We start from the raw sequence: 18,006 nt of genomic DNA on the forward strand, positions 1-18,006 counted from the left end.
ACCGGAGATCATGTCGCAATATTCTTTCGGATTCGTTTATATATTCACCAACAATATAATGCCCGGATTAATCAAAATCGGGATGACCAACAGACTGGCAGAAGACAGGGCGAAAGACTTATTCACCACCAGTTTGCCAGATCCGTTCGAGGTGGTTTTCAGGGCAATTACCTCCCACCCGGTGGAGCTGGAAAAATTAGTACATGAACGTCTTAAGGCAAACCGGCACCGCACAAACCGTGAGTTTTTTGAGGTATCGCCTGAAGTGGCGGCGGCGGCCATCTTGCAGGCCCGGCAAGAAACCGATGGTATCCAAACGTGGTCAAAGAAATCTCAGCTGTATCTACAGGAAGGCGATCGCCTCTTGTTATCTATGCGGGCAGGTCAGGTGCTTTTCTTGAGCGCCTATCCCTCTTTCAATGCCCCTGAAGCCGAAACGGTGGATCTATGGCAGGCTCATACGGATGGAGATACACTGGAACTTTATTTTACCAATAATCCTGGATACACTGCCGGCCTTAGTGACGATGAGCCCTACTCCATAGAAGATCCGGTTCCCTATTTAAACCGAACTAAAACGGCAGATAACGATACTGTTATTTATAAGGAACGACTGGTGCCTGGCGACCGCCTACTCTGGATGGATGATTCCGGGCCACGCTTTGTCAGCGCTCTTTTCGAGTCCAAATCCCACTGTCAGCTCATTGCACGCAGCCGCGACCCCAAGGTCACAGCGGAAGGCTTCCCTAAACTTATCAACATAAACGAAAACTGGGCCGCTTCGGCACAGATAATACAGGCCAGTCAATATGTTTGCTCCCTCCCACGTCCACGAACATGGGCGCCACGCAATCCCGACCCCGCTTCCGAATGGGCGCCGGCCGCCCGGAAAAATGCAAATCCAGCACACTGGTTACCACAACTCGATAAAAGAAAAACACGCAAAAAATCGTGAGGATATAATAGATGGCTATAAAAAATAGTATTACTACTATTTGCGATTTCCTATTTCTATTACGCCTGATGTACTCTTGACCAGATCGTCAGATCACAGCTGAGCGCCACTACAAGCGTATTACCTGTTGGAGAAAAACCATAGGCCCTCAATTCGCAAGGGCCATCCTTATCGACAAGCTCGCGATATTGCCCTCCTTGATGCGTAAGGAAAATTTTGTGTACCTGATACTTCTCAAAAGGTGCGTCATCTGGGACCGGCCCAATGCACTCAAGCATCCAGCCATCTGTTGTTTTCTTACTAAGAAAATCCGGTTCATCCAACCCACAAACCCGAATACGGTTGCCAGATAGCACATCCTGTCCTGGCACAGTAGCCGCAACAGCATCGAAGTCTTCCCACCACGATCCCCTATCCCGAAAAATCCGTTCCCCGGTGAGGCAATCAAATATGCCAATTCCCTGACTGGACAACACCATTAACGTATCTACACTGCCAAAGCCAATATTTGCAAGCCCACCTACAGCAATTGTATTTACATGTTTCCACATTGGTCCCTACTATTAATCCTTTTTTTATAGTGATATCATCGAAAAAAACACAAGACGAAACTAAAGATAACTCAATAACTTATTCCCACTCCTGCTCTTCAAATTCCCATACCATTTGCAAAGCGGATACATCACCACCACGATCCCTATCCACACGCCATACACGCCCCATAAATTAAATCCATAGCCCAAAGGAAACGGATTGGGGAACTGCAAAAAATCATGCACTTTAAAACCCTGCCATACGCCAACCACGAGAGAGAGAAGATGGATCAGGTAGAAATGAACAACGTAATAAAATAACGGCACCCGTCCGTATACCTGAAACAATGAATGCAGCTGACCATACCCCTTGTCGATGAAAGACAATAATATCAAAGCTGGCCCTAATGTCATCAACAGGAAACTGAGTGAAGGAGGATATTTGTTGGTGTTAAGAAAAGACAGAAAAGTAAACAGCCCATTTTTCTGAGTCGACCATGGCACGGGATCACCATAGATATTGATTGCTCTTATCAATACAAAAGCCACTACCAGCCCAATACCCAACTGCAGTATAATTTTCTGTCTACGGGCTGGTTCTATCAGGAAAACCCGGCCGAAAACATATCCCATCGCCATTACACCCACCCAGGGTATGAGCGGATAGGCAACCAAAACATTTATGTTCGCGGTAATAGGAGCTAACCCCTGCTGATGCAATATCAGCCATACTATACTCGCCGAACCGAACCGGTCAGCGCTGATACCATCTAATGCATTGTGACCAACAATAAGTAAAATACCTATAGTCGCTATCCATTTTACAGGCAGATGTACCAGCGCTGCCATCACAATCATGCAACAACCAATGAGCCAGAACACCAGCAGTACGATGATGTTGTAATGAAGGTTAAAGGCGGTACCAAAATACATAATTGTCACTTCAATAGCGATTAACACCAGGCCACGCGACCACAAAAAACGGGAAAGTTGGGAGAGACTATTCTTCTTCACCCCATAAAAAAAAGCGCCGCTACCTGCGAGGAAAACGAAAACAGGTGCGCAAAAATAGGTGATCCATCTCGTAAAAAAATAAGCTGGTGTAGTAAGCGTCAGATCAACAGGATTGAATCGTACGTTGGAGAAGAAATCCCTGACATGGTCCAGCGCCATGATCACCATGATAACGCCGCGTAATACGTCTAAAGAGGCTATACGGTTCTTCATGTAAAGCAATTTATGAAGTATCGGAATTTATTAATTTAATCAAAATCCGGGATATCCGTCTCATTTATCAATGAACGGTAACAATGCTGCCGTTAGCCCGCACTATCAGATTAAATCAACACGATGCTACCTTCCCAATACGCTTTTGAAACTACGATCCAATTTAACCGCTTCTCCTAATAATTGCACTATTGGCTGCTCATCAATATCTTCAGGTGTTTGGTAGATCTTATAAAAAACTTTCTTGTTAGTACCATGTAACAGAAAACGGTCAGCATCATTTAGCAGATGTCCCTGCCAGAAACCTAATAGCACACCACTTTGTATCCCGCCACGCGGAATAGTCGCAGGCCAGATAATACAGATTCCTTTATGGCCGTAAAAAAATGGAACATTATAAGATATTTTCTCTTTACAATAATCGGGAAGCGCTGCTAAAATGATCTGCCGTAATACATCGGTAATTATTCTTTCGTCTTCAGGAAGAATAGTAAATAGTTCAACCAGGTTTCTAATTTTCATTGGAACTCAAATTGGTTTTCAAATCCACCAACGCAGGTAGTTGTACAAGGTAACGAAACCAATAATGACTTCATGATCTCCTGGCACAATTTGGCCAAATCACCCCGCTACAAAGTCCATTTCACCCCCTTTCAATACCTAAATAAGAGGATACCTTTGGTAAACATGCAACACAACTCTTTCTTCAAAAAAAATGAAATGAAAAACTCAAATTATAAGAAATCAGGACCGGCACAAAACGTCAATGTTCGGAGAGCGATGCTCCTTAGCTGCTTAGTGGCATTCTTAATGATCCCTCGCAGCTATGCACAAACAACAGTTGATAAGTCAACATCATCCAATAAAAATAATACGAAAACCATGGAAGTGAAAGATTATACAACCAGCATTGTAGTGGACCAGTCACCGCAGGAGGTATTCAATGCCATTAATAACGTTCGCGGCTGGTGGCAAGGGGAAATTAATGGCAGCACGGATAAGCTCAATGATGAGTTTACCTATCAGGCAGGAGACATCCACTATTCAAAGCAAAAAATAGTAGACATCATTCCCAATAAAAAAGTGGAATGGTTGATCACCGAAAGCAAATTAAATTTTGTGCCTCACAAAGAAGAATGGACCGGCACAAAAATAATTTTTGATATCTCTAAAGAAGGAAACAAAACTAAGCTCACTTTTACGCATCACGGATTGGTGCCTGCATTCGAATGCTACGATGGTTGCTCCGGCGCCTGGGAGAAGCTTGTTGAAAAAAGCCTGTTCAGTTTGATTACTACAGGAAAAGGAATGAATGTATTATTCTAAAAAGGAGAGAAAAAGATCGCTTCTGCCAGGGAAATAAGCAATCAGGGTGCAGGCATCGTCAATGCACTGCTTTAGAGACAACTATCTTGAAACAGGCCGTCCTTTCCACCATAAGGACGGCTTGTTTTACTGATTTGTAAAGGCTATTCAATATGTATAATAGTCGCCTGCCTGGCCACTTCGCGCCAGCCTTCTTTTATTTTCATCCATACATCGGTATATTGCCTCGTTACTTTTTTATCTGCATATTCCGTGGCTTTCTCCGGGGTTACTATTTCTTTTCCCATGGCGATCGCAACATTGTCTATAATCGTTACCCGCTCAATGATTCTTTCGAACGTTGTATAATCTATTTTACCCTCCCGTATAAAGGCCAATATTTGCGGTAATGTTACTATTTGACCGTAAGGGTTGTTAACCACGAAGTCTTTCGACCATAGACGCAGCAACGTGGTTGTATCAGCCTTTTGTATCGCCGTTACCTCCTGTTGCTCCAGTCGCCTGATCTCCTTTTCCACGGCTGATTGACCAGAAACGCATACTTGTATTAGGGTACAAAAAGAAAGGATAAATAGCATCTTTGCCATTGCAATAGGTTTTAGTTTTTCAAGATGAGTTAATGGCAAAGAAAGCACATAATCCATTTCACCGATGAAATATACCTTCAGGTAATTAACTTACCTTGGGGTAATTAAAGGAATTACTATGGCTTCCAGGGAAACACTGGCCGGTTGTCCGGTACAACATGCACTTCAGTACATTGGCGGGAAGTGGCAAATAGGTATCCTCTGGCAACTGCGGAAAGGTGCTATACGATTTAACGCGTTAAAAGACATGTTACCCGGCCTGAGCGAAAAAGTGCTCACCGAAAATCTCAAATTCTTTGAAGAAAAAGGAATGGTGAAAAAGCAGACCTTCCTTTCTGTTCCCCCCAAAGTAGAATATATGCTTACCGCAGATGGACAACAGCTAATCCCGCTTATTGAAAACATTATCAATTGGGGATATGCACATATGCAGGAGGAAAAGGTAAAAAAAGATACCTTGCTGACACCCGCAGTTGTTATGAATGAGCTGCAGGAAGTATTTGATGTTAAATCAAATGGCTGAATAAATAAACGCCACTTCTTTCCATATGGTCATTATTATCCGCTCCTGAAAATTTTCTCCCCGATTGTCTGCTGTATCGATTATGCCCATTTTTGCTGTCATTAAAACAGTAATTATGGAAAGAAATAATGCAGTAACAATAATTGGCTTAGGAGATATGGGAAGAGTATTGGCTGGTACATTGTTAACACATGGATATAAGGTGACCATCTGGAACCGCACCGCCACTAAAGCGGCGACATTGATACAGGAGGGAGCCGTATTTATTCCGGACATTGCCACCGCCATCGCGGCCAGTCCTGTGATCATCACCTGTGTTACGAATTATGACAATACCCGCAGCATATTAAATACAGCAGGCATAGCTCCTGTGCTAACCGGAAAAGTACACATCGAGCTGAGTTCCGGCACTCCCAAAAATGCGCGGGATAGTGCTACTTGGGCCAGAGAAAGAAATATGGAGTATATAGATGGCGCTATACTGGCCACTCCCAGCCAGATCGGCAGACCAGACACACCTATTTTTGTATCCGGCTCAACATCGGCATATGAGCAACATGCGCATATACTCAAAGCGCTCGCCGGTGGTTTGCAGTATATGGGAGATGAACCAGGCGCTGCTGCCACCTGGGATATGGGCTTTCTGTCAACACTTTTCGGTATGACCACGGGCTTCCTCCATGGCGCACAAATCTTTCAATCAGAAGGCATACCAGTGGCAGCATTGGGGGCGATGATATCACACACCGCACCTGTATTAGGAGAGATGATCAAGCGGCAGGCAGAAGTGATTCAATCGGGCGATTATTCCAATCCTGAAAGCTCACTCAATATCTGCGCCGATGGGGTAGCGCTTTTCGTGCAACAGGCGAAGGAAGCAGGCATCAATGCAGAAATACCATCGTTTATCCTGAACCTTTTCAAGAGAGCACAGGCTGCTGGCTATGGAAATGACCAGCTGGCATCCGTGTTTAAAGTATTGAAATAAAATACCACACTCGTCATCAAAGCCGCACTCATTGTGCGGCTTTCTTCGTTTATTGTGCAACAGCCAGATGCTCCTTCTTTTCCATTAATTGCTCAAATATTTCCTGGTACTGATCCCCCCATTTATCCATCGCGTCTATTACCGGTAATAAAGACTCCCCAAACTCCGTCAGGTAATATTCTACTTTAGGAGGTAACTCCGGATAAATAATCCGTTTAATAATCCCATGGAATTCCAGTTCCCGTAGCTGAAGATCCAATACCCGTCTGCTGGCAGAAGGAACAGCCTTATGCAGCTCGCCGGGCCTTCTCACGCCCTTGTTGATTAAAAAAACCAGGTATGATTTCCATTTCCCGCCAATAATCTCCATGATAATGGCCATCCCACAGGTAAATTGCTTAGGCATCTTTTTCTCATACATAGCATGCTGTTTTAACAAGGACAAAATTATCCCTTATGTATGAATTACGGGCATACGGATAAAATTATCCGTATGAAATGGAGGGGCTATATCCATTTAATTAACTGAAGTATTTCCATCGCTACTGTTTCCGGTTTTTTTCCGGTTGTTGCTATCACCATCACCTCCCCGGCCTCTTCCAACCTCATTTTAGCTACCTGTTCCAATGATCGGGCCTCCTGATGCTGCTTGTTGCTGCCTATCTCTCTTTTACCGATCTTTTCCATTAATTCGGCATCTGTTGGCATTAAGCGCACCACCATAAACTGCGCTCCCGGAATAGCTGCCGATATCCAACCTTTGTTCATGTCAAGATCGGTCATTACGCCGGACAGTATCAGCCGTGTATGGCCCAACTGTTTGAAATTGGACCAGATAGCCGAAAGGTTAGCTGTACTGAGATGAATGGTCAACGGGTCATCCGCTGGTGTTGGATAAACCCTGTCCAGTTCATCTGTTTCAATAGCTGCGTGGGCAATATCAGCGTTTGCCAGTATCTTCTGTATTTCCCAACTGGTGGTTGACTTTCCGGAGCCACCTGGTCCTGTGATCAATAATATTTCTGTATGCGCGTCCATTTTGTGTAAGTGTGTTTGCTGCAACTGCTGCCATTGACTGTATTAATAACACAGTATATGTATTTCCAATACGGTAATGGCAATCGCTTTAATCATATGGATAGTTTTCAGGAACCGGAGAAACGGACTAGTGCAGCTTACCATTTGCCCAGGCTACAAACAACGTATTGACATTTGCATTCATCGCTTCTTTATAGGCGTCTCTAACTACCGTCAGCCAATTAGCTCCTTCCGGATTTGCAGCGGGATATTTTCCTTTGTATTCTTCCCGGGTGGTGCTGATTACCCTGGCAAACTTACCGGTTCCTTTTATGTTCTCCTCATTGATCTGGCTGATATCAATTACGTCATTCTTCTTTAGAAATACCGTAACACCATCTTTAAAGAAATAAGGTTTAAATCCGGTTCCGTCCATATCTTCATATACAATGCCCAGAACGGGAAATTGTCCGCCGGAGGCGGATCTTACGGCGGCAATCATAAAATCTGTATGCTGCTTATCCAGCTTGCCGGTAGTCATTACACAGGTGGAAATAATCCAGGAAGCGAGTCTCCCTGCATCCGCGTTCAGCATATAAACGTATGCAGTTAAAGGACCTTTTACTTTATCCTTCACCACATATTTGTACAAAGCCACATTCACGCCTTCCCATCCGGGAAGTGTATCGGTAGTACCGACCAGCTCCTGTTCCATATACCGGGCCTTTACAATTTGCTGGGCTACCCGTCCGGAAATAATGTCCAGGCTATCTTTTAAATATCTGTCCAACGTCACATTATCCTGCGAATAAGCCATCAACACGGTACTTAACAAAGCCCATAAGGCGATCATCTTTTTCATGTTAAAAATTTAATAGTCTGCAGGATTGCTTGAGGATGCGGCAGTTAAAACCTGAGCGGTACTCTTCTATTGTCTATTATGTAAATTCTCCTCCAGGTAGTTGGCATCACCCTTCATAAATGCCTCCAAACAGGATAATGCAAAGGGAATATCCATGCCATCCATTTGCGTGGAAAATTGGGGATTAAGCACGTCCTTCTTTACAAAGAAACCTTTGCGCTCCATTTTGGGCCGCATATATCCTATTCCAACAGAGTGGCTGTCCAGTCCGGAGATACAGAGCGTTTMCAGTTCTCCCAGTTGGTTTTTCCGGTTTATTTCAAAGAAATAAAATGAATTCTCCGGGCTGCTGCGGGTTTCTTCGATCTCCCGGTAAAGGCGTATCCAATCTATTTCCTGGTATAAACGCAAGGCCTTTTCACTATTACAGTCGGGATGGGCAACCGGGTAACGCTCAAATGGAGATTGTATTTTAATATCGTACATATGTGATGGATGAAATACAGTTAAAATATGGTGTTTCCGCGCTTCATACGGCAGTCTACAATATTAGGCAATATTTTTGAGTAATGCGGGTTAGACACAACCTGTAATGGCGACTTCCGACCATCAGATTGTCTTTTTTATTAATATCGGAAACTGCCAACTCAGGAAAAAGTGAGGAAATGAGAACATGTATAGTGCACCGCGTAAAGGTGATTTTTTTAGTTTTGTTGATGCTGACTGGCTTCCGCGCATTTTCCCAAACGCCGGAAGATACTTCAAAAACAGTTTATCTTTTCAGCGGTATTGGAGCGGATTCAAGTATATTCGTGAATCTGCAGCTGCCGGGCTACCACAAAGTATATATCAACTGGATACCGGCATTACCGAACGAATCGCTCCCGCAATACGCCAGCCGGATAAAGCGTCAGATCACCGTTGAAGATCCATATCTCATCGGGCTTTCTTTCGGTGGTATCGTAGCGGTGGAAGTATCCAAGCTGGTGCCATTCAAAAAAATGGTGTTGATCTCCTCTGTGCGAACGAAGAAAGAATTGAACCCGGTACAGTTTTTCTTCATGAAAATGGGGATGTACCGTATCATTCCCGGGTCCCTGATAAAACGTACTAATTTCTTCACCTATCGTTACTTTGGCGCCAAATCACCGGAGGATAAACAAGCGTTGACGAACCTGTTGAAAGATACCGACGTTACCTTTTTCCGCTGGGCGTTAAGAGGATTGGCCTATTGGAATAATAAACAAGCACCGGAAAGAACGATTCAGATTCACGGTACCGCTGATCGGGTAATTACCAGCAGACTGGTACATCCGGAATATCGGATCAAAGGTGGCGGGCATTTAATGATTCTAGATAAAGCGGATACGATTGGGCATATTATTACGAATTATTTTGGAGAGTAATAACTACTAGGTTAACTCCGCAATATCTTCTCCATGGCCTTTCCCTTCGCCAATTCATCTATCAGCTTATCCAAATACCGGATCTGCTTCATCAGTCCTTCTTCCATATCCTCTACTCTATACCCGCAAATTACGCCCGTAATTTTTGAAACATTGGGATTCATTTGTGGCGCTTCTCCAAAGAAAGTTTCAAAATCAACTTGCTGATCAATTTGCTGCTGAAGTGACTCCTTATCATACCCCGTCAGCCAGAAAATAATTTCATCAACTTCTTCCCGGGTACGGCCCTTCCTTTCCACTTTCTGCACGTAAAGCGGGTAAACACCGGAGAAAGCTGTATGGAATATTTTTGTATTGTTCATATATCAATATTATCGCTGCCAGTTTTTATACGGATGTATCGTTAAGTTAGCATTATAATATTGCTTCTCCCCGGTCACATCTTCCGTTGCCCATTCCGGTATTTCAAATGCCTCATCTTCACTGCCTAACTCAATTTCAGCAATAAAAAGTCCTGCATTATCTCCCAAAAACTCATCTACTTCCCAGGTGTGATGCTTAAACTCAATAAGGTACCTGATTTTAGACAGCTCTGACACGGCGAAATTATCCAACAACTCCTTTGCTTCTGCAGTGGGTATTTCATATTCATATTCCAATCTGGAGGCGCCGGTGGTAATCCCTTTTATCGTCAAAAAACCTTTGTCCGGCGTAAGTCTTACGCGGATAGTTTTTTGAGGATCTGTTACCAGATATCCCTGCCGGTAGTGTTGCCCGGCAGGCTTTTCTATTTTTTGCCATTTATCCAGATCTATCAGGTATTTTCTTTCTATTTCTTTGGCCATAGTAGCTATTTTTCCCGGTAAATTACCAACATTATAATATTTTCAAAATCCTATTCAAATGTGCGCCATAACATAACGAATATACGTCTGCAAAGTTTCAATAACACATTTACTGACATAATGCTGGTAAAAATATCCGGTAACTAATGATCCTATCCTTCATTCTGCTCATAAAAGCTTCCCGATAACTGGAGCCTACCGGAAGCGTGACGGTGGTATGTGCCATGTGTACTACATTGTAATGAATCATGGTAATGTAGGGTATGGCGAGTACAAACGATTTATGTACCCGGATGAATTTATCTGCCGGCAGGGGGAACTAATGGCATGAACAAACAGTTTGCCTGCATGAAAATGTATGGGTCAGTAACATTTGCGCTACTTCACCCGTTCAACCACCTAAACGCACGTATGAAAGCTAATATCTACTTCTTCTTTCTTTTACTCATCAGTACCGTGTTCATGGCCTGCAAAAAGGATAAGATCGAGTACAAGAACGATTTTAACCGAAGCTATGATGCCTGGATAGGCTTCAAAGCGGCTTCAGGCAACTCCTATCGCTATACGGTTAATTTCGGTTCCTGGACAGGGTCCAGCTCAGCAACAACGATTACTGTGAAAGAAGGCAAAGTGATTCAGCGTGCTTACATCGCTAAGGTGATAGACCGGAATACCCATCTGCCACAAACGGTGAAAGAATGGACAGAAGATGGCAGCTCTCTGGGCTCACACACGGAAGGATATGCGCTCCGCACCCTGGATGATATTTACCAGGAGGCGAAAGATAACTGGTTGCTAAAAAGAAGTAATGCGGATACTTACTTTGAGGCGAAAAACAACGGGATGATGTCCGATTGTGGATACGTGGAAAAGGGTTGCCAGGACGATTGCTTTAGGGGAATTACTATTTCTCTGATTGAAAAGATATAACGAAAAAAAGTGCCCACCCGGATATTGGGTGAGCACTTTCTGCATCCATACGCTACTTTTTCGGCTCAAAACTACCATCCCCTCTACGCGAGCCTGTGGCGGATTTACTGCGGGTAAACCGCTGCGGACTCCACGACAACTGACATAAGAAGTACCTGCTTTTCAGATTCGACATGGAATTGGAAAACCCGGTGGCAGATTGGGAAATGATATTGTTATTATTCTGTTGGAAGGCGTCCATTACCATAAAGCTGATGATGGCATCTTTTTTCTTTAAAAATCGTTTCTCGATATTGGCATTCAGCACAAAAGGATGTTGACTCACCGGCAGGCTGCTGGCGCGGCTAACGGTTTGTCTGGCATTGATATTCATTTTCAGATCTGCCGGAAGAAAAATAGCCGCATTCAACTGTGCCGTCAGTTCATTGTTAAACAAGGGGCGCCCAGGCTGTAAAGAGTTCTTATTACTGACATCCGTATAATCCACTGCCGGTGAAAGATCCAGCCATTTTACAGGAGTCATTAAAGCGCTGAAATTATAACTGATATTACGCTGATCGGTTTGTTCGAGACTGCCATCTGCAAAAAACAGCTGCTGCCCCCATTGTGCATGGCCACCCAAACTGAGCCTAATATTCATGGGCTTTAAACTTTTGGAAAATAAATAGTTGAAGGACTTCGCATCCCCTCCTTTCAGGTTCAGATAATACGTTTCTGTACGGATGGTATTCGTCACTGAATCTACCCGCACCAGCCTGTTAGCACCAATACCATTATTCGTAAATGAATAATTCGCTGAGATATTGAGGGCGATATCCATTTGGGGAATATTACTATCATAGCCGGCCGATAAGGAAGTGTTCACGCCATTTTTCAGATCCGGGTTTCCAAATGTTACATCAAAAGGTGTGTTATAGTAAGGTTTCGGATTCAATTGCAGCAATGAAGGCGTAACTACGCCTCTGTTATATGACAACGTAAACAGGCTCATTTCCGTAAAACGATACTTGAAGCTGACATTCGGTGAAAAAAAGCTGGAACGGGTAGAAAGATCCAGGTCCTTCAGACGAAGCTGGGTTTGTTGCCAAAAGATTTGGTACTCCCCTCTTAATTCCAGCGAAATATTTCGACGAAAATTATAGGTAACTGATAAAATAGAAGGCAACCTGTAATTTAATAATACGTCATCATTGCTGAGATCATTCAAACGTTTTACGGGTTGACCAGCCGTCACCTGATCCCGGTAATTATTACTGGTAGTTTTCAATAGCATAGGCATGATGTCCAGTCTAAACTCATATTTCTCCCGCCAGTTATACGCCAAAGTAGCACCCACAGAATGGCTGGAAGAGCTGTTCTTTTGTCGTTGCAGCAGATACAGGGAACTATCTGGTTTCCCACCACCGGTACCACCATAAATATCGGTATTATCATGTCCTGCCCCATCTGTAGCCTCAACAGCTGACTGAAACCGCACATCCAGCTTCACCTTTTTATGCTGAAAGAAATTCAACGAAGAGCTTAGCCGATAAGAAGGCGTTTGTCTGCGTGTTCCCGTTGAGAGCTGCTGCAGATTATCTAATATCCCGGTTTGACGGATTTCACGGGTATTCTCACTCACACTACTGCCAATACTGGCTGCGAATAGCGTCATCATACTAAAATCCCGGTATTGGACATCTGTATTCAGGTTCAGCTCATGTCTCGTACTGGTATTGTCTTCCCGGCTTTTAGTACTTCTTTTCAACGTACCATCCTTGTAAAACTCCTCTGACATATTCTCCATATCACTTAAGGTATGCGATTGGGTAAGCGTATACCCCATGTTATATCCCAAGTGCCCTTTTCTATCACCGTAATGCAATCGAACAGCAGTCCCTTGTAGCCTGCCACCTGATCCACCGCCACCCGTGGGCGCCACCATACGCTCAGTCATATTACTAATCGTACCTATGGGCGTTTCTCTTTTGATGCCCAATGGCTCCTGCATATAGGAAGCGGCTGCACCATACATCCTGACGCCATCTATAGATTTGGCGGAAAGCACGCCCGAGTAACGATCCAGCGTACCTGCGGCAGCACTTGCCTGGTACATTTGGGCCGCCGACTTATCCACTTTAGTCACAATATTCAGCGTTTGAGAAGAAGGAGCAGACATCGACGTTTTAGGCCCTGTTCCATCCTCATTATCCTGGATCACCTGTATACGCTCCACAATATCCGCCGGTAATTCTTTGATAGCAGCTGCCACATCTCCATCAAAATACTTTGTGCCATTAAACAGTGCTCTGTTCACTGGTTTTCCATTATAATTCAACATCCCATTGGCATCTGTAGAAAATCCTTCCATCCGTTTCAACATATCTTCCAGACGGGCGTAATCACGAACGATATAATCCTTTGCCCAGAACTCCGTAGTATCTCCCCTTTGCTGTGGCCCCTTTTCCGTGGAAACGACAATCCCCTTCAGTTGCACCGCCGTGGAAGTCAGTATCAGCGGTGGTAACACCAGGATAGGTTTGGTATCATTCAGAAAATATCTCTTAAGATAAGGGCGGTAACCCGACATTTGCACTTCCATCGTGAAGTTCTCACTATGTACAGATGGAAAGTTAAATACACCATACTCAGAAGAAAGCGCGCGTAAGGTATCTTTAGGGGAAACCAACCGTACCGCCGCAGCCGGGATAGCCTTTCCCAGGCTATCCCGAACAACACCATTCACCCTCCTTACCGATACAGGTTTAGGCTTTGATGGTAGTTGCGCAAAAAGCGATGCGCCGGTAATGAACGACAGTGCGACAGTTAACGGGAACTTATACAAAAGATTTATTTTAAGAGATAGGTAACAGATAATTTGAATTCTTTAGCCACCGCACCAACATCATCACCCGATGCCTTCGCCATATCAAAATGAGCCTTTACACTTAATTTTTCAATCGCAGCCATCATATCGTCCTCCCCTCCAATAGTCATCCTGATAGTACACACACCCGTAGCCACCGGCAATAATTTTCGCGGAATCGCCAGCTCTCCATCTGCACCTGCTACATAAGCAATATCTCCATGATCGGCCACACCACCGACTTCTTTTGCCGGCACCTGCTTGTACCAGAAGCCACCCGCGGCCTGAAGGCCCAGATCGTTATAGATGGTGAGTGTATCGAAGGAAGTGGCCCCCATTTTTTTAATTTCCAGGTAGTTCCACATCTCCTCTTTATTGTCGGCGTAATGTCCGGGGTAAACAATTTGAACACCAGGTGTATTGCCTTCGCTGATCTCGATCACCATACGTTTAGACAAAGCCATATTCCAGGCCAGCTTAGGCCGCTTAAAAGCGATGTACAAAAAGTCGGCATCGTTGTGTATATCGTACCAAAGCACGGCCGATTTATTATACGTACGCAGCGATTTACCCCATTCTGACAGATTACCATCCACAATGACATTCTCCGGGCCCGATGACTGGGCCTTGGCTACATTGAACAATCCACAACAAATAACTAATAGCGTATACAGTATCCTGCGAAGGAACATGGTTTATTTTCCATATAGACAACAAATACAGCAAAAAGGGTGAAGGCAAAAAAGAACTGGATAATTATCCAGTTCCATACAACGAACACTAAACAAATACAGAACCAGCCATAGCAATGGGTTTCCGCTATTTCTTTCCTAATTTGTTAAATTTTCTACCTTAGCGGGTGATAAAACACGCTTCCCGGTATATAGTAGCGACTAAACGCCACCATCGTATGCAAACAATATCAGACAGTGACTTACTCCTCCGGCTCAGCAGCGGCCAAAGTGCCGCCTTTGAGCTACTTTACCACTGCTATTCCCCCTCCATCGCCGCCTATATCACCAATAACCACGGTACCTCCCACGATGCGGAAGATATCTTCCAGGAAGCTATTATCGTATTACTTCAAAAAGTAAGACAACCCCATTTTCAATTAACGTCCTCTCTCAAAACGTATCTTTTCTCCATTGCCAGACATCTTTGGCTGAAACGCCTGCGGGATAACAAACTACTACCGGTCAACGATATCGCTATCTACCAAGGTCCCGAAGATGCCTTCGTCACTACCCTGCACCCCGAAAAAAGCAAATACGAACAGGTACAATCCTGGATAACGCGGATCACCCTGAATTGTCAACGCATTTTAAAAGCCATCTTCTTCTACCGGGAACCGATGGACACGTTGATGAAAAAAATGAAGTGGAAAAACAGGCACACAGCTGCTAATCAGCAATACAAGTGCATTCAGCAGGTAAAAAAAATAAAGCAACAGGAAGAGGACAAATAGTTGTTGGGTGATTTTGTTGACCAATAGGTATTAATCAACAAATCATCTTTAAAACAATTTCATATGTCTGCAAAAACAAAAATAATGCTCTGCATTGTCTCCCTCGTATTAACAGGTATCTGTCTTTATCATTTCTTCGGTTAAAAAAATAACCATGAAAACAGCCGCTAATATCTGGGGGATCAAAGAATTTGAAGCGTCGGGGCCACATTGTCCTATTATTCCGGCTCACCTGCCGTGGTATAAAAAAGCCTTCTTAGCCCTGTTCCGGTTTGGTGTATGTCCGCTATGCGTTACGATGAGTATTGCGTATAGCCTTCGCCGTATGACAAAGCCGAAACGGGTAGAAGATAGTAACCCCTCCTGATGGAATCAGGATGCATCTAAAAAAGAGGCATCCTGATTTCCGTTAATATCCGCCGCCGGAGCCTGATCCCGAACCTGAGCTACTGCTCATTTGGGTGCTGGTAATCTGCCCCCTTATTTCTCCATTAGGGAAAGTGGCGGTATGAATATTTACATACCATCTGCCAGACAGCAAGTCGCCCGCCTGACCCTGGGTGATCACCGCTGTTCCGGAAAGCGTACCGCTGGCAGTAGCAGGGAAACCGGTGATACTCACTACTACCGGCCCTGAAACGCCCACTGCGGCTGGTCCGTGAAAGTGCATCTCTGTTGGCGCTCCGCTGATTTTACTCCACGTAAGCGTATAAGTAATTTTATACGTTGATGGATCATAGGTACCTGTTAAAGTACCTGTGCCCATGCTGCTGTTGGCAGGAGTTTCTTGTCCGCCAGTCAGCGATGCGCTGATGGAATACGTATTACCTCCACCAGGATTACCATTATTACTACCATAACCTCCGCCACTACAGGCAGTCATACACACAGCAAAAAATAAAGAACTGTATGCCAACCACTGTCTTCTCCACAGGCGGGAGAGCGCTATCTTTTTCATAACAGTTGTTTATAGGTAATACGTGAAATGAGTGTGAATAGTTGCTTAATTAACAGGTCATTAACGCAGCCCAACTACCGGCTTTCTGTCATATAAATACTTAAAAATGTCTATCTTCCCATCAAACAATCACTTATGTTAGACCCACAGATCAGCGAAAGAATCAGCGCCAGTTTTGGCCGGCAGAAACTTATGCAGTTTTATGGTGCATCCATTGAAGATATCGACAGCGGCGCCATTACCATCACGGTACCTCCTACCGATTTTCTGCTCCGTACCAACGGCATTTTTCATGGTGGCGTAATCGCCGCACTGGCCGATTCTGCCGGTGGATATGCCGCTACTACCGGCTATGCAGAAGATGTATCCTTTCTGACCATAGAGTTTAAAATTAATTATCTCCGGCAAGCCAAAGGGGAAAAGCTGATCGCCCGGGCCAGGGTGATCAAAGGAGGCGCTACCATCACGGTGGTGCAAACGGATCTGTTTATATTAAATGCGGATAAAGAATCACAGGTGGCCACTGCATTACTCACCTTTATGAAAGCCAGTAAATAAACCATGGAAATTACTACTATAGCGCCTTTCCTGGAGTACTACGACAAAGTACGCGGCCGTACCCTTCGCCTGATCGAAGTAGTGCCGCCAGATCAGCTGGACTGGGCTTACCGCCCCGGCAAATTCAGCATCGGCGATCAAATCAGGCATATTGCCACCATCGAAAGATACATGTTTGCAGAAACCATTGCCGGTAGAAAAAGCGCCTACCAGGGCTGTGGCAAAGATCTCGCCGATGGCTACGATAATGTGCTGGCCTTCTTCCACCAACTACATCAGCAATCACTCGATATTTTCCGTAGCTTAAGCGATGAAGATTTACAACGTACCTGTACCACTCCCGGGAATGCTAACATGCGCACCTGGAAATGGCTGCGAGCCATGGTAGAACATGAGATTCACCATCGGGGTGAATTATATATCTACCTGAACCTGCTGGGTATAAAAACACCTCCCATGTACGGACTCACCTCCGAAGAAGTAGCGCAAAGAAGCCGTTAACTTTTAGCAAAATGCAGCGAAGAACATCTGATATGCTCTTCGCCGCATTTTGCTAAAAGCCAATAACTACAGGCTAAAGGCTATCGTCACCGGGATATTATTCTTTACCGCCTTTGAATAAGGACAGGTATTGTGTGCGGCTTCCACCACCTGCTGCGCGATGGCAGCCTCCAGGCCAGGCAGTACTACGTTTAGCCGTGCCTGTAAGTGATAGTCGCTACCGTTTAATACCAGGTCTACCTCCGCATTTACGGCTGTTCCTTCCGGCAGGCGAATCCCTTTTGCCTGTGCTGCAATACCCATGGCGCCGATGAAGCAAGCCGACCAACCTGCGGCAAACAATTGTTCAGGATTGGTTCCTTTTCCACTACCTGGTGTGCCCAGTTTAATTTGCAGTTGCTCATCATTACTGATTGCCAGGCCTTCGCGGCCACCTGTGGTATGTGTTTTTCCGGTATATAATACTTTGTTCATGATAAT

General features: G+C 44.5%; 25 protein-coding genes. 10 read left to right on the forward strand and 15 right to left on the reverse strand.

Features of this window, described 5'->3' with window-relative positions; translation table 11 throughout:
* Window positions 1-10 precede the first annotated feature (10 nt).
* Complete coding sequence (locus tag AC1DFM_RS07635) at window positions 11-955, forward strand: GIY-YIG nuclease family protein (protein WP_477076112.1); 945 nt, start codon at window positions 11-13, stop codon at window positions 953-955.
* 59 nt (window positions 956-1,014) lie between these two features.
* Here the strand turns inward: AC1DFM_RS07635 and AC1DFM_RS07640 are convergent, their stop codons facing one another.
* From AC1DFM_RS07640 to AC1DFM_RS07650, 3 genes are all read right to left on the reverse strand, one after another.
* Window positions 1,015-1,506, reverse strand: a complete 492-nt coding sequence (locus AC1DFM_RS07640; RefSeq protein WP_477076113.1) for a hypothetical protein — start codon at window positions 1,504-1,506, stop codon at window positions 1,015-1,017.
* A 60-nt stretch (window positions 1,507-1,566) separates the two neighbouring features.
* Window positions 1,567-2,715: an acetyltransferase domain-containing protein gene (locus AC1DFM_RS07645; RefSeq protein ID WP_477076114.1), complete on the reverse strand. Its 1,149-nt coding sequence runs from the start codon at window positions 2,713-2,715 to the stop codon at window positions 1,567-1,569.
* 126 nt (window positions 2,716-2,841) lie between these two features.
* Complete coding sequence (locus tag AC1DFM_RS07650; RefSeq protein ID WP_477076115.1) at window positions 2,842-3,237, reverse strand: DUF1801 domain-containing protein; 396 nt, start codon at window positions 3,235-3,237, stop codon at window positions 2,842-2,844.
* 198 nt (window positions 3,238-3,435) lie between these two features.
* On the opposite strand from AC1DFM_RS07650, the gene AC1DFM_RS07655 reads away from it, so the two are divergent.
* The gene (locus tag AC1DFM_RS07655) at window positions 3,436-4,041 is read left to right on the forward strand and encodes an SRPBCC family protein (RefSeq protein WP_477076116.1); all 606 of its coding nucleotides are present in this window, start codon (window positions 3,436-3,438) and stop codon (window positions 4,039-4,041) included.
* A gap of 143 nt (window positions 4,042-4,184) precedes the next feature.
* Here AC1DFM_RS07655 and AC1DFM_RS07660 read toward each other — a convergent pair whose 3' ends face one another.
* Window positions 4,185-4,628 (reverse strand): nuclear transport factor 2 family protein, encoded by a 444-nt coding sequence (locus AC1DFM_RS07660; protein WP_477076117.1) that lies wholly within the window; start codon window positions 4,626-4,628, stop codon window positions 4,185-4,187.
* Window positions 4,629-4,746: 118 nt separating this feature from the next.
* On the opposite strand from AC1DFM_RS07660, the gene AC1DFM_RS07665 reads away from it, so the two are divergent.
* Together AC1DFM_RS07665 and AC1DFM_RS07670 are read left to right on the forward strand one after the other, a co-directional pair.
* A complete protein-coding gene (locus tag AC1DFM_RS07665) occupies window positions 4,747-5,151 on the forward strand; it encodes a winged helix-turn-helix transcriptional regulator (RefSeq protein ID WP_477076118.1) in 405 nt (134 codons plus the stop codon).
* Window positions 5,152-5,266: 115 nt separating this feature from the next.
* Complete coding sequence (locus AC1DFM_RS07670) at window positions 5,267-6,139, forward strand: NAD(P)-dependent oxidoreductase (protein ID WP_477076119.1); 873 nt, start codon at window positions 5,267-5,269, stop codon at window positions 6,137-6,139.
* Between the two features lie 49 nt (window positions 6,140-6,188).
* Here the strand turns inward: AC1DFM_RS07670 and AC1DFM_RS07675 are convergent, their stop codons facing one another.
* From AC1DFM_RS07675 to AC1DFM_RS07690, 4 genes are all read right to left on the reverse strand, one after another.
* The gene (locus AC1DFM_RS07675; RefSeq protein ID WP_477076120.1) at window positions 6,189-6,560 is read right to left on the reverse strand and encodes a winged helix-turn-helix transcriptional regulator; all 372 of its coding nucleotides are present in this window, start codon (window positions 6,558-6,560) and stop codon (window positions 6,189-6,191) included.
* Between the two features lie 86 nt (window positions 6,561-6,646).
* The gene (locus AC1DFM_RS07680) at window positions 6,647-7,177 is read right to left on the reverse strand and encodes an ATP-binding protein (RefSeq protein WP_477076121.1); all 531 of its coding nucleotides are present in this window, start codon (window positions 7,175-7,177) and stop codon (window positions 6,647-6,649) included.
* A gap of 127 nt (window positions 7,178-7,304) precedes the next feature.
* Complete coding sequence (locus tag AC1DFM_RS07685) at window positions 7,305-8,018, reverse strand: hypothetical protein (protein WP_477076122.1); 714 nt, start codon at window positions 8,016-8,018, stop codon at window positions 7,305-7,307.
* A 66-nt stretch (window positions 8,019-8,084) separates the two neighbouring features.
* Window positions 8,085-8,504 carry a hypothetical protein gene (locus tag AC1DFM_RS07690; protein ID WP_477076123.1) on the reverse strand — a complete coding sequence of 140 codons (420 nt, stop codon included), beginning with the start codon at window positions 8,502-8,504 and terminating at the stop codon, window positions 8,085-8,087.
* Window positions 8,505-8,683: 179 nt separating this feature from the next.
* On the opposite strand from AC1DFM_RS07690, the gene AC1DFM_RS07695 reads away from it, so the two are divergent.
* Window positions 8,684-9,424: an alpha/beta fold hydrolase gene (locus tag AC1DFM_RS07695; protein WP_477076124.1), complete on the forward strand. Its 741-nt coding sequence runs from the start codon at window positions 8,684-8,686 to the stop codon at window positions 9,422-9,424.
* Window positions 9,425-9,435: 11 nt separating this feature from the next.
* Here the strand turns inward: AC1DFM_RS07695 and AC1DFM_RS07700 are convergent, their stop codons facing one another.
* From AC1DFM_RS07700 to AC1DFM_RS07710, 3 genes are all read right to left on the reverse strand, one after another.
* A complete protein-coding gene (locus AC1DFM_RS07700) occupies window positions 9,436-9,786 on the reverse strand; it encodes a DUF2200 domain-containing protein (protein WP_477076125.1) in 351 nt (116 codons plus the stop codon).
* 9 nt (window positions 9,787-9,795) lie between these two features.
* Window positions 9,796-10,269: a CYTH domain-containing protein gene (locus AC1DFM_RS07705; RefSeq protein ID WP_477076126.1), complete on the reverse strand. Its 474-nt coding sequence runs from the start codon at window positions 10,267-10,269 to the stop codon at window positions 9,796-9,798.
* A 109-nt stretch (window positions 10,270-10,378) separates the two neighbouring features.
* Window positions 10,379-10,582 (reverse strand): LytTR family transcriptional regulator DNA-binding domain-containing protein, encoded by a 204-nt coding sequence (locus AC1DFM_RS07710; RefSeq protein WP_477076631.1) that lies wholly within the window; start codon window positions 10,580-10,582, stop codon window positions 10,379-10,381.
* 98 nt (window positions 10,583-10,680) lie between these two features.
* On the opposite strand from AC1DFM_RS07710, the gene AC1DFM_RS07715 reads away from it, so the two are divergent.
* Window positions 10,681-11,199, forward strand: a complete 519-nt coding sequence (locus tag AC1DFM_RS07715) for a hypothetical protein (RefSeq protein WP_477076127.1) — start codon at window positions 10,681-10,683, stop codon at window positions 11,197-11,199.
* A gap of 52 nt (window positions 11,200-11,251) precedes the next feature.
* Here AC1DFM_RS07715 and AC1DFM_RS07720 read toward each other — a convergent pair whose 3' ends face one another.
* Together AC1DFM_RS07720 and AC1DFM_RS07725 are read right to left on the reverse strand one after the other, a co-directional pair.
* Window positions 11,252-14,023 (reverse strand): outer membrane beta-barrel protein, encoded by a 2,772-nt coding sequence (locus AC1DFM_RS07720; RefSeq protein WP_477076128.1) that lies wholly within the window; start codon window positions 14,021-14,023, stop codon window positions 11,252-11,254.
* A 5-nt stretch (window positions 14,024-14,028) separates the two neighbouring features.
* Window positions 14,029-14,736 (reverse strand): hypothetical protein, encoded by a 708-nt coding sequence (locus AC1DFM_RS07725; RefSeq protein ID WP_477076129.1) that lies wholly within the window; start codon window positions 14,734-14,736, stop codon window positions 14,029-14,031.
* Between the two features lie 218 nt (window positions 14,737-14,954).
* On the opposite strand from AC1DFM_RS07725, the gene AC1DFM_RS07730 reads away from it, so the two are divergent.
* Together AC1DFM_RS07730 and AC1DFM_RS07735 are read left to right on the forward strand one after the other, a co-directional pair.
* Window positions 14,955-15,509 (forward strand): RNA polymerase sigma factor, encoded by a 555-nt coding sequence (locus tag AC1DFM_RS07730; protein WP_477076130.1) that lies wholly within the window; start codon window positions 14,955-14,957, stop codon window positions 15,507-15,509.
* 154 nt (window positions 15,510-15,663) lie between these two features.
* Window positions 15,664-15,876 carry a hypothetical protein gene (locus AC1DFM_RS07735; protein WP_477076131.1) on the forward strand — a complete coding sequence of 71 codons (213 nt, stop codon included), beginning with the start codon at window positions 15,664-15,666 and terminating at the stop codon, window positions 15,874-15,876.
* Window positions 15,877-15,918: 42 nt separating this feature from the next.
* Here AC1DFM_RS07735 and AC1DFM_RS07740 read toward each other — a convergent pair whose 3' ends face one another.
* A complete protein-coding gene (locus AC1DFM_RS07740; RefSeq protein WP_477076132.1) occupies window positions 15,919-16,467 on the reverse strand; it encodes a CHRD domain-containing protein in 549 nt (182 codons plus the stop codon).
* Window positions 16,468-16,602: 135 nt separating this feature from the next.
* Between AC1DFM_RS07740 and AC1DFM_RS07745 the strand changes: the two genes are divergently transcribed.
* Complete coding sequence (locus tag AC1DFM_RS07745; RefSeq protein ID WP_477076133.1) at window positions 16,603-17,025, forward strand: PaaI family thioesterase; 423 nt, start codon at window positions 16,603-16,605, stop codon at window positions 17,023-17,025.
* Window positions 17,026-17,028: 3 nt separating this feature from the next.
* On the forward strand, window positions 17,029-17,526 hold the full coding sequence (locus AC1DFM_RS07750) for a DinB family protein (RefSeq protein WP_477076134.1): 498 nt from the start codon (window positions 17,029-17,031) through the stop codon (window positions 17,524-17,526).
* A 66-nt stretch (window positions 17,527-17,592) separates the two neighbouring features.
* Here the strand turns inward: AC1DFM_RS07750 and AC1DFM_RS07755 are convergent, their stop codons facing one another.
* Complete coding sequence (locus AC1DFM_RS07755) at window positions 17,593-18,000, reverse strand: organic hydroperoxide resistance protein (RefSeq protein ID WP_477076135.1); 408 nt, start codon at window positions 17,998-18,000, stop codon at window positions 17,593-17,595.
* Between the last annotated feature and the right edge of the window lie 6 nt (window positions 18,001-18,006).

This window comes from Chitinophaga sp. 05T412, from assembly GCF_056396465.1.